The organism is Streptomyces sp. NPDC046859 (assembly GCF_040645135.1).
Taxonomy (GTDB): Bacteria; Actinomycetota; Actinomycetes; order Streptomycetales; family Streptomycetaceae; genus Streptomyces.
Genome location: NZ_JBEYXR010000022.1, coordinates 85,696 through 112,148 on the forward strand (window position 1 = coordinate 85,696; position 26,453 = coordinate 112,148).

Annotated in this window: 25 protein-coding genes and 7 pseudogenes; 13 read left to right on the forward strand and 19 right to left on the reverse strand. The window is 69.5% G+C overall.

From position 1 onward, the window contains the following. Window positions 1-291: 291 nt before the first annotated feature. Window positions 292-972, reverse strand: a pseudogene (locus ABZ899_RS27680) (transcriptional regulator); the annotation flags it as partial. 882 nt (window positions 973-1,854) lie between these two features. Between ABZ899_RS27680 and ABZ899_RS27685 the strand changes: the two are divergent. Further along, window positions 1,855-2,283 carry a hypothetical protein gene (locus ABZ899_RS27685; RefSeq protein ID WP_361351007.1) on the forward strand — a complete coding sequence of 143 codons (429 nt, stop codon included), beginning with the start codon at window positions 1,855-1,857 and terminating at the stop codon, window positions 2,281-2,283. A gap of 313 nt (window positions 2,284-2,596) precedes the next feature. Continuing rightward, on the forward strand, window positions 2,597-3,232 hold the full coding sequence (locus ABZ899_RS27690) for a hypothetical protein (protein ID WP_361351009.1): 636 nt from the start codon (window positions 2,597-2,599) through the stop codon (window positions 3,230-3,232). Window positions 3,233-3,553: 321 nt separating this feature from the next. Here the strand turns inward: ABZ899_RS27690 and ABZ899_RS27695 are convergent, their stop codons facing one another. The 3 genes from ABZ899_RS27695 to ABZ899_RS27705 form a co-directional block, all read right to left on the reverse strand. Further along, the gene (locus tag ABZ899_RS27695) at window positions 3,554-3,982 is read right to left on the reverse strand and encodes a VOC family protein (RefSeq protein ID WP_361351011.1); all 429 of its coding nucleotides are present in this window, start codon (window positions 3,980-3,982) and stop codon (window positions 3,554-3,556) included. Between the two features lie 185 nt (window positions 3,983-4,167). Beyond that, complete coding sequence (locus ABZ899_RS27700) at window positions 4,168-4,323, reverse strand: hypothetical protein (RefSeq protein WP_361351013.1); 156 nt, start codon at window positions 4,321-4,323, stop codon at window positions 4,168-4,170. Window positions 4,324-5,179: 856 nt separating this feature from the next. Further along, window positions 5,180-5,650: an ATP-binding protein gene (locus ABZ899_RS27705; RefSeq protein ID WP_361351015.1), complete on the reverse strand. Its 471-nt coding sequence runs from the start codon at window positions 5,648-5,650 to the stop codon at window positions 5,180-5,182. 180 nt (window positions 5,651-5,830) lie between these two features. On the opposite strand from ABZ899_RS27705, the gene ABZ899_RS27710 reads away from it, so the two are divergent. After that, complete coding sequence (locus ABZ899_RS27710) at window positions 5,831-6,208, forward strand: STAS domain-containing protein (protein WP_361351017.1); 378 nt, start codon at window positions 5,831-5,833, stop codon at window positions 6,206-6,208. 3 nt (window positions 6,209-6,211) lie between these two features. On the opposite strand, the gene ABZ899_RS27715 is transcribed toward ABZ899_RS27710, so the two are convergent. Both ABZ899_RS27715 and ABZ899_RS27720 read right to left on the reverse strand, forming a co-directional pair. Continuing rightward, the gene (locus ABZ899_RS27715; protein WP_361351019.1) at window positions 6,212-6,505 is read right to left on the reverse strand and encodes an ANTAR domain-containing protein; all 294 of its coding nucleotides are present in this window, start codon (window positions 6,503-6,505) and stop codon (window positions 6,212-6,214) included. A gap of 420 nt (window positions 6,506-6,925) precedes the next feature. Beyond that, the gene (locus tag ABZ899_RS27720; RefSeq protein ID WP_361351051.1) at window positions 6,926-7,459 is read right to left on the reverse strand and encodes an AAA family ATPase; all 534 of its coding nucleotides are present in this window, start codon (window positions 7,457-7,459) and stop codon (window positions 6,926-6,928) included. A 492-nt stretch (window positions 7,460-7,951) separates the two neighbouring features. Between ABZ899_RS27720 and ABZ899_RS27725 the strand changes: the two genes are divergently transcribed. Beyond that, window positions 7,952-8,245, forward strand: coding sequence for a hypothetical protein (locus ABZ899_RS27725; protein WP_361351021.1), 294 nt, complete (start codon window positions 7,952-7,954; stop codon window positions 8,243-8,245). Between the two features lie 1,088 nt (window positions 8,246-9,333). Here ABZ899_RS27725 and ABZ899_RS27730 read toward each other — a convergent pair. Beyond that, window positions 9,334-9,888: pseudogene (locus ABZ899_RS27730) on the reverse strand (transposase family protein); the annotation flags it as partial. A 622-nt stretch (window positions 9,889-10,510) separates the two neighbouring features. On the opposite strand from ABZ899_RS27730, the gene ABZ899_RS27735 reads away from it, so the two are divergent. Further along, window positions 10,511-11,008: a lamin tail domain-containing protein gene (locus tag ABZ899_RS27735; RefSeq protein WP_361351022.1), complete on the forward strand. Its 498-nt coding sequence runs from the start codon at window positions 10,511-10,513 to the stop codon at window positions 11,006-11,008. A 111-nt stretch (window positions 11,009-11,119) separates the two neighbouring features. Here ABZ899_RS27735 and ABZ899_RS27740 read toward each other — a convergent pair. The 3 genes and pseudogenes from ABZ899_RS27740 to ABZ899_RS27750 form a co-directional block, all read right to left on the reverse strand. After that, window positions 11,120-11,500 (reverse strand): annotated as a pseudogene (locus ABZ899_RS27740) (Scr1 family TA system antitoxin-like transcriptional regulator); the annotation flags it as partial. Window positions 11,501-12,089: 589 nt separating this feature from the next. Continuing rightward, window positions 12,090-13,259 carry a Cmx/CmrA family chloramphenicol efflux MFS transporter gene (locus ABZ899_RS27745; RefSeq protein ID WP_361351052.1) on the reverse strand — a complete coding sequence of 390 codons (1,170 nt, stop codon included), beginning with the start codon at window positions 13,257-13,259 and terminating at the stop codon, window positions 12,090-12,092. A 264-nt stretch (window positions 13,260-13,523) separates the two neighbouring features. Beyond that, window positions 13,524-13,859, reverse strand: a complete 336-nt coding sequence (locus ABZ899_RS27750; protein WP_361351024.1) for a metalloregulator ArsR/SmtB family transcription factor — start codon at window positions 13,857-13,859, stop codon at window positions 13,524-13,526. Between ABZ899_RS27750 and ABZ899_RS27755 the strand changes: the two are divergent. After that, window positions 13,825-14,780: pseudogene (locus tag ABZ899_RS27755) on the forward strand (HAD-IC family P-type ATPase); the annotation flags it as partial. The gene ABZ899_RS27750 and the pseudogene ABZ899_RS27755 sit on opposite strands and share 35 nt — an antisense overlap. A 21-nt stretch (window positions 14,781-14,801) precedes the next feature. Here ABZ899_RS27755 and ABZ899_RS27760 read toward each other — a convergent pair. Beyond that, a complete protein-coding gene (locus ABZ899_RS27760) occupies window positions 14,802-15,746 on the reverse strand; it encodes a LysR family transcriptional regulator (RefSeq protein ID WP_361351026.1) in 945 nt (314 codons plus the stop codon). 114 nt (window positions 15,747-15,860) lie between these two features. Between ABZ899_RS27760 and ABZ899_RS27765 the strand changes: the two genes are divergently transcribed. Further along, window positions 15,861-16,673, forward strand: coding sequence for an inositol monophosphatase family protein (locus ABZ899_RS27765; RefSeq protein WP_361351028.1), 813 nt, complete (start codon window positions 15,861-15,863; stop codon window positions 16,671-16,673). A gap of 51 nt (window positions 16,674-16,724) precedes the next feature. Next, on the forward strand, window positions 16,725-17,369 hold the full coding sequence (locus ABZ899_RS27770; RefSeq protein ID WP_361351030.1) for an NAD(P)-binding domain-containing protein: 645 nt from the start codon (window positions 16,725-16,727) through the stop codon (window positions 17,367-17,369). Between the two features lie 312 nt (window positions 17,370-17,681). On the opposite strand, the gene ABZ899_RS27775 is transcribed toward ABZ899_RS27770, so the two are convergent. Further along, on the reverse strand, window positions 17,682-17,855 hold the full coding sequence (locus ABZ899_RS27775; protein ID WP_361351032.1) for a hypothetical protein: 174 nt from the start codon (window positions 17,853-17,855) through the stop codon (window positions 17,682-17,684). 463 nt (window positions 17,856-18,318) lie between these two features. Continuing rightward, window positions 18,319-18,855 (reverse strand): hypothetical protein, encoded by a 537-nt coding sequence (locus ABZ899_RS27780; RefSeq protein WP_361351034.1) that lies wholly within the window; start codon window positions 18,853-18,855, stop codon window positions 18,319-18,321. 186 nt (window positions 18,856-19,041) lie between these two features. Between ABZ899_RS27780 and ABZ899_RS27785 the strand changes: the two are divergent. Both ABZ899_RS27785 and ABZ899_RS27790 read left to right on the forward strand, forming a co-directional pair. After that, window positions 19,042-19,914, forward strand: a pseudogene (locus ABZ899_RS27785) (hypothetical protein); the annotation flags it as partial. Window positions 19,915-20,039: 125 nt separating this feature from the next. Then, window positions 20,040-20,237 (forward strand): annotated as a pseudogene (locus tag ABZ899_RS27790) (IS630 family transposase); the annotation flags it as partial. A gap of 121 nt (window positions 20,238-20,358) precedes the next feature. On the opposite strand, the gene ABZ899_RS27795 reads toward ABZ899_RS27790, so the two are convergent. After that, a complete protein-coding gene (locus ABZ899_RS27795; protein WP_361351035.1) occupies window positions 20,359-21,000 on the reverse strand; it encodes a hypothetical protein in 642 nt (213 codons plus the stop codon). Here ABZ899_RS27795 and ABZ899_RS27800 point away from each other — a divergent pair. The 3 genes and pseudogenes from ABZ899_RS27800 to ABZ899_RS27810 all read left to right on the forward strand — a co-directional run. Continuing rightward, window positions 20,887-21,189, forward strand: a pseudogene (locus ABZ899_RS27800) (hypothetical protein); the annotation flags it as partial. The gene ABZ899_RS27795 and the pseudogene ABZ899_RS27800 overlap by 114 nt on opposite strands. Window positions 21,190-21,302: 113 nt before the next feature. Continuing rightward, window positions 21,303-21,761, forward strand: coding sequence for a hypothetical protein (locus ABZ899_RS27805; RefSeq protein WP_361351037.1), 459 nt, complete (start codon window positions 21,303-21,305; stop codon window positions 21,759-21,761). Window positions 21,762-21,884: 123 nt separating this feature from the next. Continuing rightward, complete coding sequence (locus tag ABZ899_RS27810; protein ID WP_361351038.1) at window positions 21,885-22,136, forward strand: hypothetical protein; 252 nt, start codon at window positions 21,885-21,887, stop codon at window positions 22,134-22,136. Between the two features lie 62 nt (window positions 22,137-22,198). On the opposite strand, the gene ABZ899_RS27815 is transcribed toward ABZ899_RS27810, so the two are convergent. The 5 genes from ABZ899_RS27815 to ABZ899_RS27835 form a co-directional block, all read right to left on the reverse strand. After that, entirely contained in the window at window positions 22,199-22,732 is a 534-nt protein-coding gene (locus ABZ899_RS27815) for a DUF4760 domain-containing protein (protein ID WP_361351040.1), read from the reverse strand. A gap of 363 nt (window positions 22,733-23,095) precedes the next feature. Then, window positions 23,096-23,281: a hypothetical protein gene (locus tag ABZ899_RS27820; RefSeq protein ID WP_361351042.1), complete on the reverse strand. Its 186-nt coding sequence runs from the start codon at window positions 23,279-23,281 to the stop codon at window positions 23,096-23,098. Window positions 23,282-23,830: 549 nt separating this feature from the next. After that, window positions 23,831-24,196 carry a hypothetical protein gene (locus tag ABZ899_RS27825; RefSeq protein WP_361351044.1) on the reverse strand — a complete coding sequence of 122 codons (366 nt, stop codon included), beginning with the start codon at window positions 24,194-24,196 and terminating at the stop codon, window positions 23,831-23,833. A gap of 1 nt (window position 24,197) precedes the next feature. After that, window positions 24,198-24,683, reverse strand: coding sequence for a TetR/AcrR family transcriptional regulator (locus ABZ899_RS27830; protein WP_135794705.1), 486 nt, complete (start codon window positions 24,681-24,683; stop codon window positions 24,198-24,200). Between the two features lie 855 nt (window positions 24,684-25,538). Beyond that, window positions 25,539-26,453: aldo/keto reductase (locus ABZ899_RS27835; RefSeq protein ID WP_361351046.1), on the reverse strand; the 915-nt coding region annotated here is incomplete at its 5' end.

Here is a 26,453-nt window from a genome sequence, read left to right on the forward strand (position 1 = left end):
CCCAGAACAGCTCCTGCAACAGCCAGACCTGCATAACCGCATCCTGGACAAGGACAAGTTCCTGGTGTGGAACAGGTAGCCGTCTCTCGATGTGATGAAGTCTGGAAGACCGGGAACTTCACACGCGGCTCGTCAACGACACGGCCCCGAGCGGAGGGCCGGCAGCCGTGTGAGGCTGCTCCTCGACCGGCTGTCCCCTGTACAAGGCCGCGGATCGCGGCTTCGCCGCCTGGCAGGCATGCGAGGACGGCACGCGTGCGCGGGCCGTCCGTACGGACTCCGCCGGGTGCATGGCTCCGTCCCGAGGCTGCCGGGATTGATGCCGGACACCCCGTTCGCGGTCCGTCCCGCATGGCGCGGGTGGGCGGGCGCATCGCCGCATCAGCTCCGGCCCCGAGACGGCCGTCGACCCGCGCGGGGTGATGACGCGGGTCGCGTACACGCCGAGGACGCGGGCGATGTCGGCCGGCTTCACTTGCGGTGACGCCGGGCCAGGCGCGCTCGTCGAGGGCGTCCCAGGACAGGATCGCCAGCTGAACGCACTGCCGCTCGCGGCCCTGCGCCTTGCGGTAGGTCCGTGCCCAGGGGCCGGCCGAAGCCGTGCTGGGTGAGCTGCCATGTCGCGCGTCCCACCTGCTTGACGACCGGGTGGTCGGCGGGCAGGCGCCGCGAGCGGCGCTGCTCGTGGCCCTCGAGGCGCTCGGGGAGCCCGATCTTCACGGCGGCCGTGGCGGTGAGCACGATGAGCGGGTCGGAGTCCTTGCCGCAGCGGTGCAGCTTCGCCGCGCCCCGACCGACCTCGCTCAGTGTCCACTGCATCGGCTGGGGGATCGTGCGCGCGGGGCAGTCGGGCACGGTGCCCTCGATGCCGTAGGCGGAGCCGTCGCCGTCCACTACCGCGAGCGGAGCGTGCGGGAACCGCGGATCGGTGCCGACAGGTCCGGCCGTCTTTTTCGCGGCCGGACGGCGCGACGCCTCCGGGCGGGCGGACGCTCCGGCGTGGCCGACGTCTGAACATCAGCGTCTCATCGATGTCATGCCATGAGAGGGCTGACGCGCAGCCCCGAGGGACAGTGGCGGGCGGTGGCACGGCCCCTCGGCCGGACCAGTCCCCCGCAGCCGCAGTCACCGGTGCTTTTGCCCGCCCAGGACTCCCCCGCTGTCCCTGCCGGCGGATGCAGCGCCCGCACAGCGGCGTAAGCGGTGAGGACGCGGCGATGGCAGTGGCGCAGCGGATGCACCCGGCGCACGGGCAGTTCGGCATGATGCACTCGCGTCCGTGCCGGTGGCCTGGTGCAGGGCCACCAGATCCGCCCACGCACCCAGTGCGATGCGGTGCGCGGGTAAGACGTCGTCTCGGACCGCCCGCCTGGCTGTGTACACCCGCCGCAAGGACGACGGGGGCTGCGGTGGCCGGGCGAATCCGGCGCCCTGACCGGCCCCCGCGGGCCGAGACTCTCCCATCGGCCGGCGCCTGTCACCGACCCCGTCGCGGCCCTCCGATCGACTCTCGGCAGCGAGACTCGCGGGTGCGCCGGTCCTTGACAAGACTTCAGAAAGTGACTCAGCAGTAGCGTCAAGGTCCGACACACCCCCGGCGGTCCGACGGGGTGAAGGACCGCCGGTGCGTTCACCGGCCTGGCCTAGCCCTTTCCTGAAACGGTCTCGTATCACCGTCATTTGACGAGATGTCAGGGACATCAGGAACGCCCATCACATGTTCTTGCATACGTCCGGTTGGCGGCTGCGGGTCACACGTTAGTGATCTTTGAGGTGCAGCCGGAAATTGCCCTCAGTAGGTTCAGTCGCAGATCGGCAGCTCAGCCGATTTCCCTCAAAGAAGGAGAAGTGAAGATGGAGAAGCGCACCGCCGCTCTGATCGCCGGCGCCTCGGCAGCCGTGGCCATGACTGTCACCGGCGTGACCTACGCCTCCGCCGACGCCCCCCAGGCGCGGTCGACCCAGGCCGTCCGCCCCGCCTCGGCCCCCCTCGGCGGCGACAGCGACCACGACTTCAAGAAGGACTTCAACGGTCACAAGAGGCACGGCGGCGAGATCCAGATCAACGAGCGGACGTACTCGGCTGACCCGGGAGCGTGCGTGGCCGTGACCCGCCCCGCATTCACCAGCTTCAACATCACCAACAACACCGACAGGGTCGTCCAGTTCTTCAACGGCGACAACTGCAACGCCGGCAATCCTGCCGCCACGGTCCTGCCTGGTGGCAGCCAGTTCGGGGTCCCCGGCACCTTCCCCGCGAGCAGCTTCCGCGTGATCGACTAAGAAGCCTCGACAGCGACCGAACTCGCAAGAAGTCACCGGGGGACGTAAGAGTCTCGCCTGTTGTGCCTGAGGAGCCCCGGCCCGCCGTAATCGGGCCGGGGCTCCGGCGCAGAGTGTGCCCATCGGATGAAACACCCGGCTGGGCTCGTTTCACACACTATGCACCCACCTTGCGGTGATCGCAAAGCAAGCGGGTATACGGCTGATCGGCGGCCTACAGGGCCCTTTGCGCCGGAAATCGGCGCGTTGCATTGAAAGTGGGCGCTCGACCGACGTCACTGTGGAACCACGACCGGACGCGTGCGGGAGTGCCATGTCAGTGCTGTTGACGTTGGTCAGACGACGAAAAGGTTCTGACAGTGTGCCGTATGACGGCGAGGCCCTGCGCCGACTCGACAGCAGCGTCACACGGGCTCGCTACTGGGTGACGAGAACCCCGCGAGAGGCGGTTCGTCTGCTGCGCAGAGTCCGCCTGTACAACATCGCCGCGGCCGTACTGACCACCATCACCGGGCTGCTGGCGTGGCCGCTCATCGACGAGGGTTCTCGCCTCACCGCCCAGATCGTGCTCTCCACGCTGTCCTGCCTCGCCGCAGTGGCCGTCGCCGTGCCCTACGCGACCGGCCTGCATGACCGTGTCGAGGCATCCATCAAGCTCTGCGGAATGTACGGAGCCCTCTACGGTGAACTGCTGCGCGCACGAAGCCAGGTCGGCACACCACCCACCACACAGCCGCCTGTCACAGAACTCATGCAGCAGCTGCATGACCTGACCGCGCGCAAGGATGCCCTCGCACTGGCCGCACCAGCCCCAGCCGGCGATGAGACATCCGGGGAGCAACCCGCGCCTGTCCACGGCGCTGCCCGCCCCGGCCAGGCCGACCCCCGCACAAGACCAGCGACCGGGCCCCGTCGGCGCCGTCCAACCGGGAGGCAGCGAAGTCTGTGACCGACCGCCGCTCAGATCGCGTATCCGCCCGAGATGGCCTCAGCGATCAGGTGAATCCGCCGTTCGTGGGCATCCTGCAGCCGCAACAACAGCACCCGGCTCGCCGTGATGGACCGAGGCGGCGATCTCCACGGGGCCACCCCGCAGGATGCCGCCCGTACGCCAGAAGTGACTCGCTCTCGAGGTTCCTGGTCTCCCCCTCTCCATGTTTCCGTCGCTCCGTACGCTGTGCGCCGCCCGTGCCGCCCGTGCCGACGTGCGGGCCCGGGTTGCTGTTCGTTCTGGACGGCACCGGTCCTACCGCGTCGACAACCGCATCTACTAGGGGCGGACGTAGGGCCGAGTCATGATCTCCATGTTGTGGCCGTCCGGGTCGTCGAAGTAGGCGCCACGACCACCGAAGAGACGGTTGATCTGGCCGGCTTCGGTGTGGCTGGGGTCGGCGTAGTAGGTAACCCCGACCACCTCCAGGCGGGCGATCATGGCGTCGAACTGCTCGTCGGGCACGAGGAAGGCGTAGTGCTGTGACTGGATCGGCTCGTCCCTCTTCTCGTAGTAGTCGAGCGTCACGCCGTTGCCGAGGTCGACGGGCAGGAACGGCCCGAACGGGGCACCCACCTTCAGGCCCAGGATCGCGGCGATGAACTCGGCAGACAGGTGCCGGTCGCTTGCGTAGACGACGGTGTGGTTCAACTGGACACCGGCCGCCGACAGTTCGGAATCATGCGGGTACTGCTGGTCAGAGGACATCAGTGGTGTGTCTCCGGTCTGGGGATCCGCTGTGGTGAAGCGCCGCATACGGGCGCCGGGAGCAAAGACGCGGAAAAAAGGGGGGCGGGCCTCTTGCCCGCCTCGCGCTCACGCCGAGGCCGGGAACCCCACTCGTGCATGGCCCATGGCCGACCCGGCAGTCACCCGACCGACTTTAGTGACCATCACAGGCCGGGGCAACGCCGTTCCTCGGCTGTGCTGCGGCCGCAGGCCGAGCCGCCGTCGGAAAAATCCGCTGCTTCGCTCACAGCGGCGGTACCGGTGCCGACGTAGACCTGTCTGCGCTTGTCGTAGCGGGTTGTCACGACTCTGGTGATCACGACTCCATACGTGCCCCAGCCTGTCTGGTGGGCCCAGGCGGCGAAACCGACCGGCGACACAGATTCAGCGTTGCAGCCGGCACCGTTGCGGCGCTCGAGCCGTGGTGCGGCGACCGCCGGGGATCCGCCCACCGGCACCGGCGCCGCTCACCCCCCGGTCGCGCAGCCGCTGCTCCGGCCCCGTCAGGGACTCGGCCTCCCCGGTGTGGCCGAAGGGACGTCAGCCGGTCCGCCGCCGCCTCGAATTCGGGCGAGGGCGGGGGCCGTGGCTCCGGGCAGACGCCCTTGACGACACCGGCCCAGCGGACGCACTCCGCCCACTCACCGGCCACGTCGGGGTCCTCACCCGGCTCCCCGAGCAGCCCGGTCCTCCCTCTCAACCCGGCGAACCACAGCGGTCAGAGCACTGGCGAAGGACCAGCCTGGAGCCTTGGGCGACAGCATGCAGGCGATCGTGCAGGCTGCGGTCTCGGGCCTGCCGGTCCCACTTGGACACACCGTCACGGAACCATCAGGCAGTGGTGACCTGCTGGTTTTGGCTGACGGGTGGGAGATTCTTCGAGTGCCTGTCGCTGCTCCCCGCAACGCGCGGGCTTTGGTGGCCTGGTCACAGGCGGACCAGGGCCAGGAAGATGTGCCTCTCGGGATCGATCAAGCGGCCGAGCTCCTCGGTGAGTTCCGGTGGGCGGCAGTGAGGACCATCGCCACGGCGACTGTCGACCCCGTCACCTCGGCGTCAGCGGTTCCGTTCGGGAAGCGGTCGCGGTGACCGTTCCCCCGAACGCCTGCACGAAGGCCTCATTTCGCCGAGCGGTGCCTGACCTGCTGAGACAGGGTCCAGCAACGCGCTGAGCCGCTACCCGCGCCCGGCGGTGTCGCTGGGGGTGTCAGATAATGCGATGCGGGCGGTGATGCGCTTACCGACAGGCTCCTGCTCGATGAGCAGCTCCTCGGTGGCGACCTTGACGATCTCCAGGCCGTGCTGGCCGATCCTGCCCGGGTCGGCGGGCCGGGCCTCGGGCACGGTGGGCTCGCTGTCCCACACCACCACTTCCACGACGCGAGCGGTGAGGAGCAGCTCCATCAGCACCGGACCGGGAGCATACTTGCGGGCGTTGGTTACCAGCTCGCTGACGACCAGCTGGGTCAGGTCCCGGACACGGTCGGAGAAGAACACGCCGTGAGCGGCGTGGGCCTGGTCGAGGAAGGCGACGGCATGGTGTCGGGCATCGGCGATGCAGCTGTCCTCTCCCACCAGGACGTAGCCGGTGCGCACCACGTGCGCCTGCGGCGTTGTACCGCCCTTACCGTCGGCATCAATTCCCACCAGCCACGTCCTCACTCCTCTACGCGCGCCGGTACCCCGGCTGTCGCCATGCATGTATGCATGCCGCACCGGTCACAGCGCATGCGTTCATAGATGCGGCCGGCCGTATCGGTGGGGCACAATCACCCCCGCACGTCCCGCCCCGAAGAGGGCAAGCCCAGATCGCAGTCGAGGAAGATCGTGACCCGCACCGAGCAAGCCGACCGGCCGGACCGTCTCTCGGTCGAACACCGCGTTGTCGACGGAGTCCGCGTCGTGACCGTGCGGGGCGAGTTCGACCACGACGTTCAAGACAGGCTCAGCAAGGCTCTGCTCGGGAAGGACGAGGAGCCCGCGTCGGCGCGGATCGTCGCTGATCTCACTGGTGTGACCTTCATGGACTCCAGCGGCCTCAACGTCTTCGTCGCCACCCACCGGCAGGTGAGCGACACGAGCGACGCCGTGGGTTGGGTGCGCATCGCCGGCGCCCAGGAATCCGTACGGCGCGTGCTGCAGATGACCGGCGTCGACAGCATCATCGGCTGCTACCCGACGACCGAGCAGGCCCTGACGGCCTGAGCGCTAGCCGGGCCGGTCCACATCGTCCACGGCATGCCAATGCCGCCTCAGGGCCGCCTGTGGATCCCCGTCCACGGACACTTGCAGGGGCTTCCGTTTCAACGCCCAGTCGAGGACCCCATCAGCAGCCGTGTGCAGCGTGATGTCGGTGCGCTGGGAAACCTCCCGCAGCACCTCGAACCCGGCCGCAGGCTCCAGCCCGCACACCGCGGCCAGGACACCGACGGCCTGCTCGACCATCGCGTGCGAATCGACGGCCCGGCGCAGCTGCGCATTCTCCCGCTCCAGCCGCGCCACCACGTCATCACGACCGTCGGCAGGCAGAAAGCGCTGCTCACGGGAAGGTCGTCATCACCGGCTTCCCATAGGGCGAGGCTGCTTCCCTACGCCTGCCCGCTCACGGAGCCGCAAGGCATCCCGCCCACGACGCGAAGACCACCGGTGACCGCACCACAAGCGCACCAGATCGAGCGGGGAACAACGGTGGAAGCAGCTGAGCCCGCAGAGGCAGCGAACCGGCCGTTCGACCAGGTCGGGGCGTCGACCGCAGACGTAGCGTGCTGACCATCCGTGGTCGGGGGTGAAAGCGCCGCGCTCAACTCCATGGTCGGGGCTGGGCGTGGCGCGACCGCATCTGTGGTCGGCCTCATGGTCGGGGCGGGGCCGGCGCGAGTGTGACGGCGTGTAGGCGCCGCATCTGTCGCAACGGTGCCCAGGTCAGCGGTCTACGGCGGGCAGGTGGACCAGGCCGGTGTCGTTCATGATGCGGTCGACGGTCTCGTGCAGGGCGCTGTCGGCGCCGATGACGGTCTCGATGCCGCCGGGCAGCAGATCGCGCGCCCGGTACCAGTCGCGCAGTTGCGTCTCGTTGACGTCGTCTGCGATCGGCTTGGTGGCGTGGCGGGCGAGGGTTTCACCGAACGGCACGTCCAGGTAGTAGCTGTGGGTCGGGCCGCGGTGGTCGGCGCGCAGCTGGGCGAGCATGTCACCGTAGCGGTCGGCGTAGAGGATGCCTTCGACCACGACATGGAATCCGGCGTCCAGGGCATAGCGGGCGGTCAGGTCGATCAGGCCGATGTTCGCCGCTCCCGGCCGGTCGCGCTCGCGCAGCACGAGCCGGCGGAGGTTGTCCTGGCCGACCAGGGCCAGGCCGCGCCCGAACCGCTCACGCAGGCCGGCCGCGACGGACGACTTCCCTGAGGCGCTGTTGCCGCGGAGCACGACCAGCCGGGTTTCTTCGGTACCCACCATCACGGCAATCACGCTACCGACGACCGGTGACAGCACGAGGGCGTTGCGGGACGGGCCTGCTTCGACGCCCGGACGGGCGACAAAGCCTCGCGATCGACAGCCGTGCCGTCGCAGGAGCGGCAGTTGCGGTCGGTGATGTCGTCTACGGCGAGGGAGCCGTGGTGGATTGCGTGCGGGCCGCTCTGCCAGCGGTCCGTTCGGCCTGGGCTTTGAAAATTGTCCATGTAAGCGAATGTTGTCGGTCAACGTGGGCGGGGGCCGTTGGCCCAGTCCATTGCCTTTCCGTCTACTGCATTGACGTTTCCCCTACCATCGAAATGCCCGATATATGCGAAGTGCTGGCCTGGTGAGTACCGGTCAGGCGCTCACTGCATGTGGCGGATACCGGAGTATCGACGCGAAGAGGCGATAGTCATCGGCCACGGGATAAGTTTCCGGACGGCTGGCCAGCCACCGCAGTTCCTGTTCGACCGTTCGGAAGGGACAACGCTCATGCTCAAGGTGAAGAAGGCCATCGCCGCCGCGGTGCTGGCTGGCGCCGCGATCACCGGATCGGCCGCGGCCCCGGCACTGGCGACGCCGGCACACGGCAGCCTGGTCAACGTCGAGGCCAACAACCTGCTCAACGGCAACCAGGTCGTGCTGCTGCAGAACGTGTCCGTGCCGGTGGCCGCCGCGTTCTGCGGCGTCAACGTCAACGTCTTCTCCGCCCAGCTCAACCAGGGCAAGGCGTCCTGCCCCGCCCAGACCAACTCCCAGCAACTGGCCTGGGCCGTCTACAACTGACGGACACAGCGGCCGACAGACCCCGCTTACGGGGCCTGTGAGCACCGGCGGGGTGGCAGCAACCAGCTGCCACCCCGCACCCCTGCCCGTCGACCGAGACGACGAGCGTGGGACGCGACCCGGTCGTGCGCGCGAGGATGGGGCCATGGCCGACGGCCCCGCTGCTCCTGATGCGCGCCCGGTACAGATCCTCGCGCGGATCCACGCGGTGGGGCCGGGCTGATCGCGGGCTGCTGGAGCGTCTGCATGAACAGATCCGTGCGGCCTCTCCCGGCTACTGCCTCCTCAATCCCACAGAGAAACTCGGCGGCCTGCGTGTCTCCCGTGGAAGGGCCTCCGGGCAGCGGCGAGCCCCCGCAATTGCTGCAAGTGGGCGCAGGCCCCCGTCGGCCCGCAGACCCCCTCCACGCCACGCCCGGTGGCGGGCGTGGAGCGCGGTGAGCCGTGACCAGCCGATGCGGTGGCGGAACTCCTCGGTGAAACACCATCCCGCGGGGGCACGGCGGCGCGGGGGGGGCAAGGCCGGGCTTCCAGCAGCAGGTCCACGCTCTCACCGTCGGCCACCAGGACGCCGATGCCGTAGAAGGCGGCTTCCATCAGCTGTTCCTCAGCCACCGTGGAGCGCTGTCCAGCAGCAGGGCGCGACGACAGAAGGGGGCGAAACGGCCGGCTTGCTCGAGCCCCCCGCGCCAGCCCGCGGCGCTTGCCCGCACCACGGCGAGATCAACGGTGAGCGGCCGCGACGGGTGACCTCACGGCGGTCGACGCCGGCGGCACCGGCCGGAAGCCGCCGTAGCGCCGAACGCAGCCGTGCGGGCAGCGACGCCAGTGCGATGGGCGGCGCCAGAAGCGTCTGCAGCGCATCAAGACTGTCCGGACGGGCCGCTGAGACGCGGGCGCGGCGTGCGCACTCTTCCTCGTCACGCCGGTAGAACAGCAGCGCCTGGCTGCCCACCAGCTGGAGCGAGACAGACAGCGCGGCCGATCCAGCAGGGCAGGGCAAGGCACGGCCTCTGTCCGGCATGGCCCGCTGCAGGGCTGGACGACGAGCGGCCACCGGCACGGCCAGGTCCGCCCAGTGAGATATTTCAGCGTTGCCTCTCCAGGGTGAGGACAGCTCTGGCGATGACGGTGATGCGGTGGCTGATGCGGGATCCGCGGAAGACCTGCCAGGACTTCAGCCGTGCCATGCCGCGTTCGACCGGTGCCCGGGCTGCGGCCGCAGCCCGGTTGACGGTGCGCCGGGTGAGGGTGAGCTCGCCGCCCGGTGGCCGCTCGAGTCCGATGGTGACCCAGGGGCCGGCGCCCTGGCAAGCACGGTCGGTGAGGATCGGGACGCCCTGACGCTCGCAGATCCGGATGATGCGGTGGGCGCGGGCCGCAGTCAGGTCGTGGTTGCCCGGCAGCACGGGAGAAATCCACAGCACCTCGCCCGCGGGGTCGGCAACGACCTGGACGATCACGCCGTGGCGGCGGTGCTTGGCTGAGGAATCGGCCCGGCTGTCGCCGACGCGGTCGCATTCGGCGAGGGTTCCGTCCAGCAGGACGAACTCCGGATCACGCTCGCGCAGAGTCGTGAGCAGGCCCGGCGCGCGGCCTGCGAGCAGGCCGGCGACGTACGCGTGAGCGGTACCGACGGACAGTGCGGCAGGATGGGGAACCAACAGGGCTCCTGTGCCGATGGGTTGGGACTTCGAACACCTCCACCAACGGCACGGGAGCCCTGTGCGTTGCGGTCCTCGCCTCGACCTGACCGGCGTCACCCGATCAGTGGTCCCGCTGAAAACGCTCAGTGGTGATGAACCGACCGCACCGCAGCGCAATACGGCAACCAGCAGGACAGCACCCGACCGTCTTCGGCTCCCAGCGGCCGGCCGAGAAGACCTCAGTGGCCGTGGTGCCCGTAGTTCGCGTGCGTCGGGTTGGTCCTGTTGTAGCTGCGCTGTTACTCACTTTCGGGTGACGCCCTCTGCCGCCGGGGGGTGGCGCAACCTGGCGAACCGGGCGTCCACCTCAGGGCCTGCAAGGGGTGTGCGCCTGTTGGGGCGTCAACTTCACTCCGGGGGGAAATAGGTGGATGTTACATCTGAGAGTCACGGAAAGTTGGACATGAGGTAACAGAGGGCACGTATCCCCCACAGCGTTTCCACCGAGTGGACAGAGTGTGGGTGCGGCCAGTCGGCCGCGACCGCACACGCACCAATGTCTCCGGGTCAGCCCTCTTGTGGCTGGTCCGGGGAGGGTGTCCGCACGTGAGGGGACCTGATGTCCGTTTTCGCTCCTGTCACCGCTCGCCGTATCGCCGCCGCCGCGCTCACCGCCGGAGCCCTGGTCTCGGTGGTGACCCTGCCGGCATCCGCCGCCGACCACGCCCGCCCCGAGCGGCCGAGGGTGAAGATCTCGGACGTCCAGTACGACTCCCCCGGCCGGGACGACCGCTCCAACCGCTCCCTGAACCGCGAGTGGGTGGAGATCACCAACAACACCCGCCGCACCGTGAACCTCGACGGCTGGACCCTCGAGGACGAGGACGGCCACACCTACACCTTCGACCACTACCGCCTCGAAGGCCGCGCCACCGTCCGCATCCACACCGGCATCGGCCGCGACACCGACAGCGACCTGTACCAGGACCGCCGCCACTACGTGTGGGACAACCGCTCCGACACCGCCACGCTGCGCAACGACCGCGGACGCTTCGTCGACGACCAGTCCTGGGGCCACCACCGCCACAGCGGCGGCCACGGCCACGGCCACCGCTGACCCCACACCGGCGGCGATGAACTGAAAGCCTCATCGCCGCCCCGATTTCCGACACCGACGCCCCTCGGCCCCGAGGCAACCTCCACGGGTCGGGGGCGTCGGGCGTAGTCGTCACTGTCTGCTTCCACCCTCCGCCACCAAGGCGGCACTCGCCTGCTCTGATCGAGCCGATACGTTCAGGGCCCGGCGCGCGTCACCGATGAGCCGCTGGGCTTCGGGGCCGTACACGGCGGACTCCCGCAGCATGCTCCAGGTGCGCAGGTACAGGGCGATGGAGTCGGCGTCGTCGATCCACAGCTCCGCGTGCCAGTTCTCGACGATGACGAGCCGCTCGTCATGCACCCAGAACCCGCCCGTGGGCGGAATCTTCAGCGAGGCCGTGAAGGGGATCACCCCGAGGGCGACGGTGTCCAGGCCCACGAGCCCGGCGAGACGGTCGAGTTGCGCGGCGAGGACAGCCGGCGGGCAGATCAGCGACCACAGGGCCGTCTCGTGCTGCGCCTGCTCACCGACCACACCCCGCCGTTCGCCTCCCCACCCTCCGCCGGACCGCTCCCCCACTGGTTCACCTCATGGGACCTGCCGAAGGGCCAAGCCCCTGATAACCCGGCTGTCAGCGCCGCTGACCATGCTCGGCGAAGCGTCCGGGCCGCCGGGACAGACTGCGGATCTGCTGGTCACGACCCCGCTACAGATCGGTTCAGTCGTCAGCAGGCAGATGAGCCATACAGGGACGAGGTTGGAAAAGGCTCACTGCACCTCAGGTACGACTCTTGAGGCATGTGCAGTCGTGAGCGCTCCGCGGAGGCCGAACTGAACGATCCGTTCACGCAGATCAAGCAGTTCCTATCCCACCCAGACCAAGTCGCGGACGACGGAAGGCGTATGGGATCGATCCTCACCAGTGATCCCTGAACTCCCCGTCCACGACAGGGAGTAGGTGAGACCTTCAGCGATGCGGCGGCTACCTCTTGGCAGAGAGGTAGCCGCCGCAGGTGTTTCAGCCTCCCGCGGGAGGCGGGCTCGGCTCTGCGGCGACACCCGAGGGAAGTGGCCCGCAGTGCAGGGTAGGCGCGCCCGATCAGCTCGCCGACCCTACGGCCGTGATGGCGGTGAGGAGGGGGAACGCGATGAGCAGCGCGACCGCGACGAGGAGTCCGCTTGCCCAGAGCGGCCCGACGTACTCGGCTTCGGTGCTGAGGGTGGCCGCAGCGATGACGGGGCCGACGGCGGCCCCCACGTTGAGTGCCGCAGTCGCATACGAGCCGGCCATGGTGGGGGCTCCGGCGGCCTCGTAGAGGACCCGCGTGATCAGCGTGCTGCCCAGCGCGAACGACAGTGCGCCTTGCACGAACACGAGGATGAACAGGGCGACCGGCTCGGTGGCCAGCATCGCCAGGGCCGGCCAGCCGATGAGCAGCAGCGGGCCGCAGACTGCGATAACCGGACCGGGACGCCGGTCGGACAGTCGGCCGGCGACGGTGACGCCCAGAAAGGAACCGGCGCCGAAGAGCACCAGGGCGACAGAGATCCACAACTCGCCCAGTCCGGCGCTGTCGGTCACCACGGGGGCGAGGAAGGTGAGGCTTGCGAAGGTTGCCGCGTTCACCAGCGCGCCGAGCAGCATCACCAGCATCAACCGCGGCCGTGTGAGCTGGGCGAGCTCCGCTCGCAACGCCGGCCTGCCAGTCGCCTCATCTTCATCACGTCCCGCTGGGATTCCCTTAAGGATGCCGAGAGCTGTCGGCAGGCAGAGAGCGGCGACAGCCCAGAATGTGGCCCGCCAGCCGAGCAACGTGCCGAGCACCGAGCCGCCAGGGACACCGGCGATCGTGGCCACCGTCGTGCCTGACAGCAGCACGGCCAGCGCACGTCCCTTCTTGCCGGGTGGGACCAGGGTGGCGGCAGCCGTCAGAGCGACGGACAGGAACCCTGCGTTCGCGAGCGCGGCGACGACCCGGGTGGCAAACAGGATGGGGAAGCTGGTGGTGAGGGCGCCCACAGCATGAGCTGCCGCGAAAGTGAGGATGAACCCGAGCAGGGTTGAACGCCTGGGCCAGTTGCGGGCGAGCGCGGCCACAAGGGGGGCACCGACGATCATGCCGACCGCGAAGGCCGAGGTGAGCGTTCCGGCTGTCCCGACGGTGACATCGAGGTCTGAGGCGATGTCCGGCAAGAGGCCGGCGAGCATGAATTCCGAGGTGCCCATGGCGAAAACCGCCATGGCAAGCAGGTACAGCGAAAGAGGCATCGAGTGGCTCCGAGGTGAGGAGAAGCGCCAGAAGGTCATCTCGTCACCGCGGCCAGCCCCACGGGCCCACTCGCCCGGCCGCAGAATGCGGCACGACGACAGGGCTAGGGCTCAGTGGTTCAGGGGCTGACGGCGTGACCGAAAGCCCCCGCCTTGTCTGACTCAGGACTCGACATGGCCCGCACGGTACCCGACCGATGTCCGTGGAAGCATCGTGGTTTCGCTGACATCGGTCTGTGTCACCCGCGTCGTGTCCCGCAACACCTAGGCCGGGGTGTCGTGTAGGCCGAGGCGCAGGTGCTCCGCGTGGTAGAGGGCCTGTTCCAGCAGCTCGGCGACGTGGTTGGGGTAGAGGGCGTGGATGACCGAGCGTCCTCGGCGCTCGCCGGTGACCAGGCCGAGGTTGCGCAGCAGGCGCGGCTGGTGGGAGCAGGCGGGCTGCTCCGTGCCGACGGCGTCGGCGAGTTCCGTCGCCGCGCACGGGCCTTTCTGGAGGCGTGCCAGAATCCGCAGCCGGGACGGGGTGGCCAGGGCCTGGAGGGTAGCGGCCACGTCGGCGGCGCAGGGCGACGAAGTCTTCGCGGGCACCCTCGACGGCACCGGCGCCCTGCGCGTGCGTGTCGAGTGGGACGCCTGCGGCACGGTGATCGCCCGGATCGTGCGCATGGTGCAGGAGGCGTCCGAGACCAAGGCGCCCACGCAGCTGTTCATCGAGAAGGTCGAACAGCGCTACTCGCTGGGTATGGTGGCGGCGACCCTGGCGGTGTTCCTCGTCCCGCTGGCCTTGGCGGGAATCTTCCCGACTCGCTGCTGCGGGGTATGACCTTCGTGATCGTGGCCTCGCCGTGGGCGGTCGTACTCGCGATCATGCCGCTCCTGCTGTCGGCCATCGTCAACGCCGGACGTCACGGTGTGCTGGTCAAGTCCGCCGTGGTCATGGAGCGGCTGGGGCAGGTCGACGCGGTGGCCCTGGACAAGACCGGCACGCTCACCGAGGGCACACCGCGCGTCACCGACCTCCGGCGGCTGACGCGTTCCGGCCCGACGAGGGCGAGTTGCTGCTGCTCGCCGCCGCGGTGGAGCACCCGAGCGAGCATCTGCTGGTCCGTGCCGTGGTGGACGCGGCACGTGAGCGCGGGCTCGCCCTGCCGGTAGCACAGGACTTCGATTCCACGTCCGGTGTCGGTGTGACCGCCGCCATCAACAGGCCGCTCGGTCGCGGTCGGCGCACCGGCCCGCACGCTGAACGGCGCGACAGCTCCCCACTCCGCCCGGGTGGCGGCCCTGGCCGGTGAACTGGAGAACGCCGGGCGCACCGCCGTGCTGGTCACCGTGGCCGGAACGCCGACCGGTGTGCTCGGTGTGGCGGACCGGCTGCGTCCCAACGCCGGCGCCATGGTCGCCTCGCTCACGTCCCTCACCGGGACCGCGCCCCTGCTGCTGACCGGCGACCACGCGCACGCCGCCGCACGCCTCGCCGCCGAGGTCGGCATCGAGGACGCGCGGGGCGCACTGCTGCCGTGGGCCCTTCCCCGGTGTCCGTCACTGCCCGGTCCGGTTGGTGGGGGGCTGTTGGGAGGCGGTCGGTGGTGCGAAGAGTGCCTGGACGGTTTCGGTGGCCAGGTCTCGCAGCCAGGTGTGGGCGCGGTCGTTGTCGTAGCGCTGGTGCCACAGCAGGTACAGGGGGACGTCGGGCAGCGACAGTGGCGGCGGCAGTGTGGCCAGGCCGAGTTGTGTCCGAGCTGTGCGGGTGACCGCGTCGGGGAGGGTGACGACCAGGTCGGTGTCGAGGGCGAGTTGCAGGGCGAAGGCGGCGGTGGGCCCGGCGGCGACGACGCGTCGTTCGAGGCCGCGTGTGGTGAGGGCGTCATCGATCGGGTCGCGCAGGCTTCCGCGTCGCGAGACGGTGAGGTGTTCGGCGGCTGCGTAGCGTTCGAGGCTCAGCGGGCCTTCGGTGAGCGGGTGGCCTGGACGGACGGCAACGATCAGCCGGTCCCTGCCGGCGAGGCGGTGGCGGATGTCGGGGAGCGTCGCAGCGCTGGAGCTTGATTCGAGGTCGACCTCGCCTCGGCGCAGCTCGGCGTCGTCCGTCCCGGGTTCGGCGGACAGGCGCAGCCGGACGCCGGGGGCCTGATGGTGGACGGCCGTGGTCAGGGCGGTGCCGCAGGCGGTGGTCAGGGCGTCGTGCCAGCGCACGGTGAACACCCGGTCCAGAGCCGCCAGGTCGAGTTCCTGCTGCGCGCAGAGAAGTTGGTGGGCCTGCTGGACGAGGGTGTGGACCTGGGCGCGCATGGCCAGTGCGCGGGTGGTGGGGACCATGCTGCGGCCGGTGCGGACCAGGATGGGGTCACCGGTGGCCTTGCGGATGCGGCCCAGGGAGCGGCTCATCGCCGGTGCGGTGACGTGGAGGCGTGCTGCCGCGCCGGTGACACTGCCTTCTTCCAGCAGGGCGTCCAGGGCCGTGAGCAGGTTCAGATCCAGTTGCATGCCGGTAACTCTATAAGTGTCCAGCATGCACTGGTTGTTAATGGTCGGGGGGCCTACCTTCGAAGTGCGGGGGCGAGACAACTGCCCGCTTCGACCGATCCCAGGGAGCTCACCATGAGCACAGCCATGCCTTTCGACGCCGGGACGACGCTGCTGTCCGAGGTGACAGCAGCGGTGAAGACGGCCGGCGTCACGCTGCGGGACCGCTACACCTCGCACGCCCGGGGCGTGAGTCTGGGCGAGGTCGTCGGCGAGATCCACGCCAACGACGACGCGGTGCTGGAGGTGCTGAGGGAGCCGCTGCTGCGGGCCCGGCAAGGGTCGCAGTGGGCCCAGGACGAACTGGCCGGCGGCGCGCTCCCGCCCGGTCAGTGGTGGGTCGTCGATCCCGCCGAGGGCAACATCAACCACGTCCACGGCATGGAGGACTGGGCCGTCACCGCGACCCTGGTCCGCGACAACCAGCCGGTACTCACCGTCGTCCACCTGCCGCTGACCGGCGACACCTACACCGCCGTCGCCGGCGGCGGTGCCCGCCTCAACGACCGGCCCCTGAAGGTGTCCGCCAAGAGCGACCTGGGCGCCGCACTCGTCGGCACCGGCCAGGCCAAGCCCGGCGAGGACGAGCGCACCTTCCGGCAAATCGGTGACTCCGTGACCGCGATGCTCGTCAACGGCCTGGTCGTGCGCGTGTCCGTTCCCGCCACGATGCAGCTCATCCACGTCGCCGCCGGACGCATGGACGCGTTCTGGCAGTTCTCCGACGTCCGCTCCGGCCTGGTCGCCGGCGCCCTGCTGGTCTCCGAGGCCGCAGGCACCGTCACCGACCTGACGGGCGAGCCCTGGACCACCAAAAGCCGCGACTTCCTGGCCGCCGCCCCCGGCATCCACGGGGCCGCCCTCAAGGTCCTCGCACCGATCGCCTGACCGAACGCCCGCACTCTCCCCCACCCCGATACCGCAAGGAGCATCACCCCCGTGAGCAACATCGGCATCCTGGGCGCCGGCCGCGTCGGCACGAACCTCGCCGGCAAGCTCTCCCAAGCCGGACACCACGTCACCATCGGTGGACGCAGCCCCGAAGACACCGCCGCCCGCACCGTCGGCCTCGACCCGCGCATCGCCATCGCCGACCAGCGCACCACCGCCCGCACCACCGACATCGTGATCAACGCGACGCCCGGCGACAGCTCCCTTAAGCGCCTCACCGACCTGCGCACCGAACTCTCCGGAAAAATCCTCATCGACGTCTCCAACGCAACCCGAGACGCCGCCGACGGCCTGCCCGGCGACCTGTGCTACCCCGGCAGCAGCCTCGCCGAGAAACTCCAGGCCGCACTCCCCGACACGCATGTCGTCAAGACCCTCAACACCATGCTCTACATGGTCATGACCGCCCCCGAAACCCTGGCCACCCCACCCACCGCCTACCTCTCCGGCGACGACGAACACGCGAAAAGAACCGTCACCGGCCTCCTCGCCGACCTCGGCTGGCAGCCCGAACAGATCGAGGACCTCGGCGACATCACCACAGCCCGCGCCACCGAAGCCATGATCCTGACCGTGCCCCACATCCTGCGCCGACACGGACTCAAACCAATCGCCATCACCCACACCCACTGACCCACCCAAAACCAGACCCAGACCCAGACCACACCAGACAGCCAGCACCCGCCACACAGCCGGACGCCGGGCACCGGACGCAGGGCGCTGGGGGCCGGGGGCCGGGGGCCGGGCGCTGGGGGCCGGGCGCCGGGGGCCGGGGGCTGGGCGCCGGGGGCCGGGCGCCGGGGGCTGGGGGCTGGGGGCCGGGCGCCGGGGGCTGAGGGCTGGGGGCCGGGCGCTGGGGGCCGGGCGCTGGACTGCAAGTGACGCCCGAACCCATCGACACCGATCACGCCCACTTCCCAGGACGCAACCCCGCCGGCAGCGCGCTCAGTGCTTGAAGGAGCCCCGGGTCTGTTCCTTCGCACCCCGCATCTTGCCTCGTGCTTCGAGAGCGGCGCCTTTCGCCGCAAGGGTTTCCTTGTGCATCGCGTGGGCCGCCGTCCGCACGGTCTTTCCGACGACCTGCTCGGCCTTTGCCTTGGCCCGTTCTCCGGCGCTCATCTCGGTACCTCCTTGGGTCTCACTGGCCGTGTGCCCCCTGAGGCAAAGGGTGAAGCCACCCTTGTGGGCCGCGTGGGTAAGGGGCGGCCGAGGTCCCCACGGGCCCGACGCGGAGGGGTTCCAGATCCGCTCCCAACTGGATGATCGCCTCGGGCGATTGAGGCTGCCGCAGGTGCCGCTCGCGTCCGTTGCCGGCTGACTTGTGGTCCGGCCTGTCGGGGCGTGCCACCGAGTGCGGAGCGGTGACGGACCGCACCATCCACATCAAGCCGGTCACGTTTCTCCTGACGGCGCACGGACGCCGGGGCCACTGCAGTCCCCTCGCTCAGGGCCGCATCCCGGTCGAGGGGGCGCAAACCCTGGCCCACTCCACGATTCCCGACTCTGTCCAAGGCACCCCGAGCGCGCCAGGCCGCTCCGGCCCGACGGTGGCCGCCTGCCCGTGGACGCACGGGCTCGACGGTCACCCGGGATCAGGGGCGGTGACCGCCGGGGCAGCGCCGAGGAGACCGAGGAGGGACTCGCGGTGGAGGTCCGCGATCGGACCGAGGAAGTCCGGATGGCGCAGCAGAGGAGCCGCGCGGTGGTCACGCGGGCTGGGGATGATCAACCGACGCGCGTCACCCACGCTGTCGGGGCCGTGGTGGGTGGCGGCCAGGCAGGCGGCGGCCAGGGCGGCGAGGTCCGCGTCGGCCAGCAGGCAGGCCGCCCAGCTGACGACGGTCTCGTCGACCCGGGTGCGCCAGACGTGGCTGGCGTCCGTCAGCGGGGGTGCGTCGGCGCCGGTGACGAAGTCCAGCCGGCCGGAGCCACCGGGGCCGAGCAGGTCCAGCAGCTCGGCGTCCAGCGCGGTGGGGTAGCGCAGAGCGGCGGCGATCGTGGCCGCATGACCCGCCTGGGCCTCGGCCAGGGCCCGGTTCAGCGGGCCGGTGGCCGGAGGGAAGGCCGCCAGCAGCCAGCGTGCGCAGGCGGCGATGACGGGCGAAAGCGCGGTAGGCATGATGGACCGTCCTGTGCGTATACCCGCCTGTCCTTACGTGTTCCGGTACGGGTGATCCGGTCGCGGGCACTACACGCCCGGGCGGGGAAGTGCCGACAACGGTACGACCGCCTCCCCCAGCGGCGACAGGAGCTACGTCACAACCCGGCAACCACCCCCTGACCCACGGCACCGGCCCCCCACTCCTCCACCGAAGACGCCCAGGTCAGCCGGGCACAGGTGACGCCGATGGCCGCCAACACACCGGCACACGAGACACTCCGAAAGGCATCGGCCGCCACTTACGTGCGGGGGGGAAGGGAAAGATCGGCTCCCCGGCGGCAGCGGACCAACCACCCTCCACAAAATCCAGGCCGCCGAGGACCTCCCGGAGAAGGCCCTGCACGATGCGGTCACCGTGTCGAGCAGGCACGGCGCAGTAGCGTCCCGAGGGGCTCCGCGGCCGGATTCCCGGGGTTCGGGCCGTCCTTCTTCACCACGTTCCTCTACTTCGCAGGCAAGACGGTCAAGCCGGCGAACGGCCCCGAGCCGCTCATACCCGACCGTGTCCTGGCCCGGCGGCTGCGCTCCCTGGCCCAGGCGGCCGGGGAGACAGGCCATGGCCCCGTTCGATGCGGTCGCCGCCTGGGTCTGGAGAGACCAGGACTGGTCGCCCCACCCGCTACAAGATCTACCTGTCCTTCATGCACGCCGCCGCCCACCAGGCGGCAGCGACAGACGGCTGGCCCTGCGATGCCTCCCCCGACCTGCTCGACGGGTAGGCGTCAAAAGTGTCAGAGGTGTACGGGGACCGACCCGCCACCGGCCGGCGACCACACCACCCCGCATCCACCGACCTCGGCCCACCGGCCCGGTGGCCCGGCCTGCGCAGAGCACCGGCGCCCACCGGCACCCGCCTTCCGCCGCCCCTGGTCACCACGAGCCGCCCATGCCCCGGGCCTCCCCCGGTCCGCTCGGGCGTCGTCCCGTGAGCGGGACCGGGCACGGCCACGGGCATGCCACGGCCTGCAACCCGAGCGCTGTGGCCGCTCGGGCGGGGGCGGGAGCGGGGACGGCTGAGACATGCCGGGCACGGCCTGCCACAAGGGGCGGCGCGCAATGGCCGGGAGGTGGCTGCGGTGGCGTCGAGCCGGACCACAGGCAAGGGGAAGAACAGCGCGCCGCTGGCGCGCCGGAAGCCGGCAATGGCGCGGACGGCGGAGCGGATGGCCGGGCGGTCCATCCGCAAACTGTTGGCCCACCTGCGGAAAGTCCATGGGCGGGTCATCCGCGTCGGCCGCGAGGCGTTACGCCGTCTGCTCGCCCGCCGCGGCATCACCTTCCAGCACACCAAGACGTGGAAGGAGTCCCCGGACCCCGACCGCGAGGCAAAGCTGGACCGGCGTGCCGGCAGCCCAGCGCCGCGAGCGCGCTCGCATCCGCAGCGAGAAGGGCATCCGTCGGGGCGGACGTCCCCTCGCCGATGCCGCTTGACCAGCCCGGCGACCTTGCCCCGGCCGGGTTCTAGCAGTAGCCGTCCACCCTGGCGCCGGCTGGAGCGAGGTTGGGCCAGGGATGTCCTGCTCTGTCGGAGGCAGCGGACCGTAGGAGGTCAAGAATCGTGCACCCCGGGTAGCCCCGAAAACTCGCGTAGGAGCCCCGGTAGTAGCAGCTCCAGTAGCTCACGACCCGCCGTTGAGTGCGCGCGAAGAAGGCACGGTTGTCCACCAGGAATTGCCCGTAAGCGAGGTGGCCGTAGGTGCCGGGCGTGGCGAGATCACGGAGCTCATCGCAGATGACGACCAGGATGTCCAAGACGTACTCGCCAACCAGCTGCACGACGAAGGGGACGACCCATGGGTCCGTGGAACCAACGACCTTCTCCAGGTGGCGCTGCCTGACCATGCCGTCGCAGTGCCTTGAGTACAGGCAGTGCAGAAGCTGTTGTTGGCGCGACGAAAGCGACGCCACCCTGTCAGTTGGCGGCTCGTCGTTGTAGAGGCGCCCGGGGATCAAAACCTGCTGGCCCTCGACAGCGACCGAGAACGAGGCATGCGGCTGGAGCCGAGAATCAGGCATCACCGCCAGGACTGCCTCGGCATCGCTTGCAAGCTCGGCTGGGAATGCCGTGATCAACGGATTGCTGCGGTCGGAAAGCGGCTGCACGAGCCGAGCATAGGCGGATGCCCCGGCCAGGTAGCTGGCATTTGTGGGAGCGCCTTCCGGCAGCACCGACCCTCCCCCAACCATGGGCAAGCCCCGCACGCGGCGCGCGGACGATCCAACGCGAGCATCGCCTACAAGACCGGGCTGCACCCGGACACCGTGCGCACCTGGCGGGGCCGCTTCGCCGACCCCGGCCTGCCGGGCCTGGCAGACCGCGAGCGCACCGGACGTCCCCGCGCATTCACCGCACTGCAGACCACCCAGGTAAGGCCCTGGCCTGCCGGCTGCCCGCCGAGAGCGGGGTGCCGCTGGCGCGCTGGTCGGCCCCGGATCCGGCCCGCGAGGCCATCGAGCGGGGCATCGCCGCGTTCGTCTCGGCCTCCATCGTGCGCCGATGGCTGGCCGAGGACGCCCTCAAGCCCTGGCAGCACCGCTCCCGGGTCTTCATCACCGACCCGCAGTTCCGCCCCAGGGCCCAGCGCGTGCTGGACCTGTACGCCCGCGCCTGGCAGGGCAAGCCCCTCGGCGACGGCGAATACGTCATCAGCGCGGACGAGAAGACCTCCATCCAGGCCCGCTGCCGCTGCCACCCCACCCTCGCCCAGGCCCGCGCCATGCGCGTCAACCACACCTACGGACGCGGAGACGCCCTGACTTACCTGGCCGCCCACGACGTCCACCACGCCAAGGTGTTCGACCGGTGCGAACCCCGCACCGGCATCGACCCCTTCATGAACCTGGTCGCCCAGGTCATGGCGTAGGAACCCTACGCCAGCGCAGAGCGGGCGTTCTGGATCCTCGACAACGGCTCCTCCCACCGCGGCCAGAAGGCCGCTGACCGGCTGACGGCCGCGTTCCCGAACGCCGTGATGGTCCACACCCCCGTGGACGCCTCCTGGTTGAACCAGGCGGAGGTCTACTTCTCCGTCGTGCAGCGCAAGGTCGTCTCGCCCAACGACTTCACCGACCTCACCAAGGTTGAGAACCGGCTCCGAGCGTTCGAAGACCGCTACAACGCCACGGCACAGCCGTTCCAGTGGAAGGTCACCACCTCCGGCCTAAACGATCTCCTGGCCAGGATCGACCGGTACACTGCCGATCACCAGGAAGAATCCTCCACTGCCCGGGCAGCGTGATCAACCCCGGAAGGGCTTCCGAAACGGACCACTCAGGCATTGCCCTGCCCGGCAGCTCCCTGTTACGACACCGGTTCCCCCTGCGGGGGCAGATTTCCGCGGCCTCCGGCAGGAGCGACGGAGCGGAGTGTCGTTATCTGGCCGGCCAGCCACTCCAGATTTTCGTACACGCTGGGTGCGCCGTGCTCCTCTCGCTGCGCCTCAATCCAGGGCCGGTAGTTGTTCCATACGGCGATGATGAAGCCGCCCCACGCCTCATGGATGACATCCAAATCGAAGGCATCCGCCTGCGTGCCCACAGCCAGGAAGTTGTAGATCGTGAGGTAAGCCGTGATCCGTTTCGTCTCTTGATCATCGCCTGACAGCGCGAGGTTGATCCGATCGGAGATGGCCTGGTGATCGCGCTCGAGAGGTATCCCCTCGTCGAACAGAGCCTTCCGTCGATCCATGTTCGCTGTCAGATACTCCATGGTCGCCTGTTTGCGGCGCCTGTCGTGATCTCGATTTGTACTGCGAGACAGCAGATGAAGCTGCCACACCACTGCGCCGAAGGCAACGAAACTAAAGATCAAGGACAACCGCTCATACGAACTCACGGCGGGATACCTTACGGAATACGTGCAGATCGCGCGGGCTGTTTCTGACATCAATTCCTGACATGAACATCGACGGACGCAGACGTTCAACAACGTACTCAGCATGGATCCCTGATGACCGATCACGGCCGCAGATCGACTGTCCACCGGCGCGCCCATCGGTAGTGACACCCGCCTACGGATCAGAAGGTCGCAGGTTCGAATCCTGCCGAGTGCACAGCAGACCAGAGGCCCTGTGGAGTGATCCACAGGGCCTCTGGCTTTTGCGTTGACGGCAGTCTTTGACGGCAACCGGGGATCGCGCGCTAGCAGAGCACGTACTCAGGCCATCGCCTTTCGTCCCATCTGTTGCCATCACCTCTCTCATTCCGATAGAACCCGATACGCGCGGATCATCACGCCCTGGGTGCGGCGGATGAGCGGGGGCGGGAGGGTGACCTCCTCGGTGATGTGGGTGTCCGGGTTGGTCTCGGGGACCGTGATGTGATCGACGGTGCTGAAGAGACCTGCGTACGCGGCGAGTTCGTTGATGGTGGTGTCGTACCTCACGGCGCCTCCCTTCGGGTGGTGGCCTGGGCCTGCGGGTTCGCTCGGGACGGTAGGCGGGCCGCAGTCCGGGTGGAGCACGCGGGGCGGGCGGGTGCCGGGGTGCGGGGCACGGGTTGGGAAGCGCGGGACGGGAAACACGCGGGCGGCCCCGCACCCGGACGGGTGTCCTGGGTGCGGGGCGGACTGTCTCGCGGGAGGCCGCGCACGGCAGCGGGGTGGAGTCGATCAGCCGCAGGTCGTCGTGCCAGGTGGGCACCTGCCTGGCCAAGGCCTCGATCACGCAGGAGATCAGTGGCCCGGCCGCGTTCAGGCGCTTGGTGCAGCCCGACTGCTGCGGCAGGTACGGGAACAGGTGCCGCAGTCGGGCGTGGGCGAATCGGAGCCAGTGCCGGGCCGAGGGGAAACCAACAGCACGTGCGCCACGGCCAGGCACAGCAGTTCCGCGTCCGATGACTTCGGCGGTCGCCCTATCCGGCGACGAGGCGGCACATGGTCGTCGATGAACACATACAGGGCCGCCAGAAGGGCGTCCAAGCCGGAAGTCACGGTTCAGCCGCGGGCGATTGACTGTTCGATGAGGGCCACCGTGGCGCGGGGATCGTCGACCTCGATGACAAGGCGGTCGTAGCTTTCGGCGCCGGCGAGTTCGATGACGACCGCCTTGTCGGGGTTCTTCACGTCCCAGAAGAGGCGTTCACCGTCGCGGCGGAAGCGGCCGGCGGTGATCACACCAGGGAAGTGGGTGCCACCGACGCGGATGCCCTTCGGTTCGCGGGCGATGCCGGGGTCGTGGGTGGCGCCACGCACGTGGGTGAGGGGGATTTCCAGGCGGCTCTTGAAAGTCCAGAGCTTGTCGAGGCCCTGGAATTCGGCGGTCAGTAGGCCGCGTTCGCGGTCGATGGAGATCAGGGCCATGTCAGTGCTCCTTGGGGGCGGTCGGCTGAGCGCGCAGGCGCAGGCGGGTACCGAGGACAGTGGAGGCGAGTTGAGGGGCGGCGTCACCGTGAGAGGGGCGCAGTGCCTCCTCCAGCGCGGTGATGCCTTCCGCGACCAGCGCGGCAACCTCTGGGTCGTGGGGGGCGCGTTCGGCGGCGGCAAGGAGGAGAAGCCCGGCGGCCGGACCGTTGTCGTACGAGGCAATGGCTGCCGTCAGTGCCCGCGTGGGGTCGGTGAGGGTGGCGATGGCGGCGCTGGTCGGGTGGATCTCGTGGTCGAGGTGGTTGCGCAGGGCGGTTAGATGCAGGCCCCGTTTGGAGCCGAAGACTTTGTAGAGACTGCCTCGGTGGATGCCGGTGGCTGTAACCAGGTCGTCCACCGAGGTGCCCTCGTAGCCGTGGGCGGCGAAGAGGGCGGCTGCGGTACTGACGGCCTGATCGGTGTCGAAGGCGCGTGGTCGTCCCATGCCCATGACCGTATGCGATTAAAGAACGACCAGTCAAGAACGAGCGTTCTTTTACAGGAGGTGCAGGGAAGCTGACTCCTCGCTGGGGACGCCCCTGGCGAGGATGCGGTGCTGTTTCGGGTCCCGCGGGCGCGAACATCGACCAGTACACACATCGGACTCACTCATTTAGGGGGCAAGGCCCCGACCCGGTCGGCGATCAGACGTGGACGAGGAGCGCGTACTCCTCGTCTGTGCGGTGCCGGGCGGGTGTTGCCGGCGCGGAACGCGGCGAGCCGCACAGTCAAGAGCGAGAGCGTCAGGCCGACAAGGACGGTCGGCGCGTCGGGGGCTGGCAGCAGGGGCGGGAGATGCGGGCGGCCCCGTGCCGGGACGGGTGTCCGGGCACGGGGCCATGGAGGCGGGTCAGCTGTCGTTCTCGGCGTAGAACATGCAGGCGCAGCCGTCCGGGGCGGTGATGTCGATCGCGCCGACGCTTTCCCCCCACATGCCGGTGAGCGGCACGGTGTGGCCGCTCTTCGTGACGCCTGGGCCCGGACGGCGTTCTTGTGCTTCCGGGCATGGGCGGTGACCTCGGTGACGAACGCGCTGCGCGGGTCGGCGAGCGGGGTGTCCGGGTCTTGATTCTTGTGCACGATGCGGCTCCCGTCGCTTCGGGGACCGCGGCGACACCATGGTGACCCGGGCTCCCTGTCGTAGACGTCACCGTTGCCGTGACTCCCTGGAACCGGGAACGGCCCGTGGCCGAGTTCATGCACCGCGCCCATGCTGACCTCACCCTCGCCGGACGGCGCGCCCTGACGTGGTCCGGCCGGGACCCGGCATGCGGCGCGGGCCCCGGCCGGGGCGGTCGGGTCAGCGGTTCACGGCTCGCATGCCCGCCTCGTCGTAGCGTTCGCCCGAGACCTCGGGCAGTTCCGCGTCGATCTGGGAGAGTTCCTCAGGGGTGAGGACGATGTCCACCGCGGCGGCGTTCTGTTCGAGGTAGGAGCGGCGCTTGGTGCCGGGGATGGGGACGATGTGGTCGCCCTGGGCGAGGACCCAGGCGAGCGCGAGCTGGGCGGGGGTGACGCCCTTCCTCTCGGCGATCTCCTTGACCTTGGCCGCCAGGCGCAGGTTGGCCTTCAGGTGCTCGTCGGTGAAGCGGGGGCTGTTGCGGCGGTAGTCGTTCTCGTCCAGCTCGTCGGGGGAGGAGAAGCGGCCGGCGAGGAAGCCCCGGCCCAGCGGCGAGTAGGCGACGAAGCCGATGCCCAGCTCGCGGCAGGTCGGCAGCACCTCCGCCTCCACGTCCCGCGACCACAGCGAGTACTCGCTCTGCACGGCCGTGACCGGGTGGACCGCGTTGCCCCGGCGCAGCGTCTCCGCGCTCGCCTCGCTCAGCCCGATGTGCCCGATCTTGCCCTCGGCGACCAGCTCGGCCATCGCGCCCACCGTCTCCTCGATCGGCACGTCCGGGTCGACCCGGTGCTGGTAGTACAGGTCGATGTGGTCGGTGCCGAGCCGCTGGAGCGAGCCCTCCACCGAGGCCCGGACATGCTCGGCGGAGCCGTCCTGACGGCCCACGCTGGACATGTCGCCCGGTACCGCGTCGTCCATCCGGTAGTTGAACTTGGTGGCCAGCACGTACTCGTCACGGTGGCCCCGGATCGCCTCGCCGACCAGGGACTCGTTGGTGAGCGGCCCGTACATCTGGGCCGTGTCGAGGAAGTTGATGCCCAGCTCGCGGGCGCGCCGGATGGTCTCCACGCCCTCGTCCTGGTCCGCCGTCCC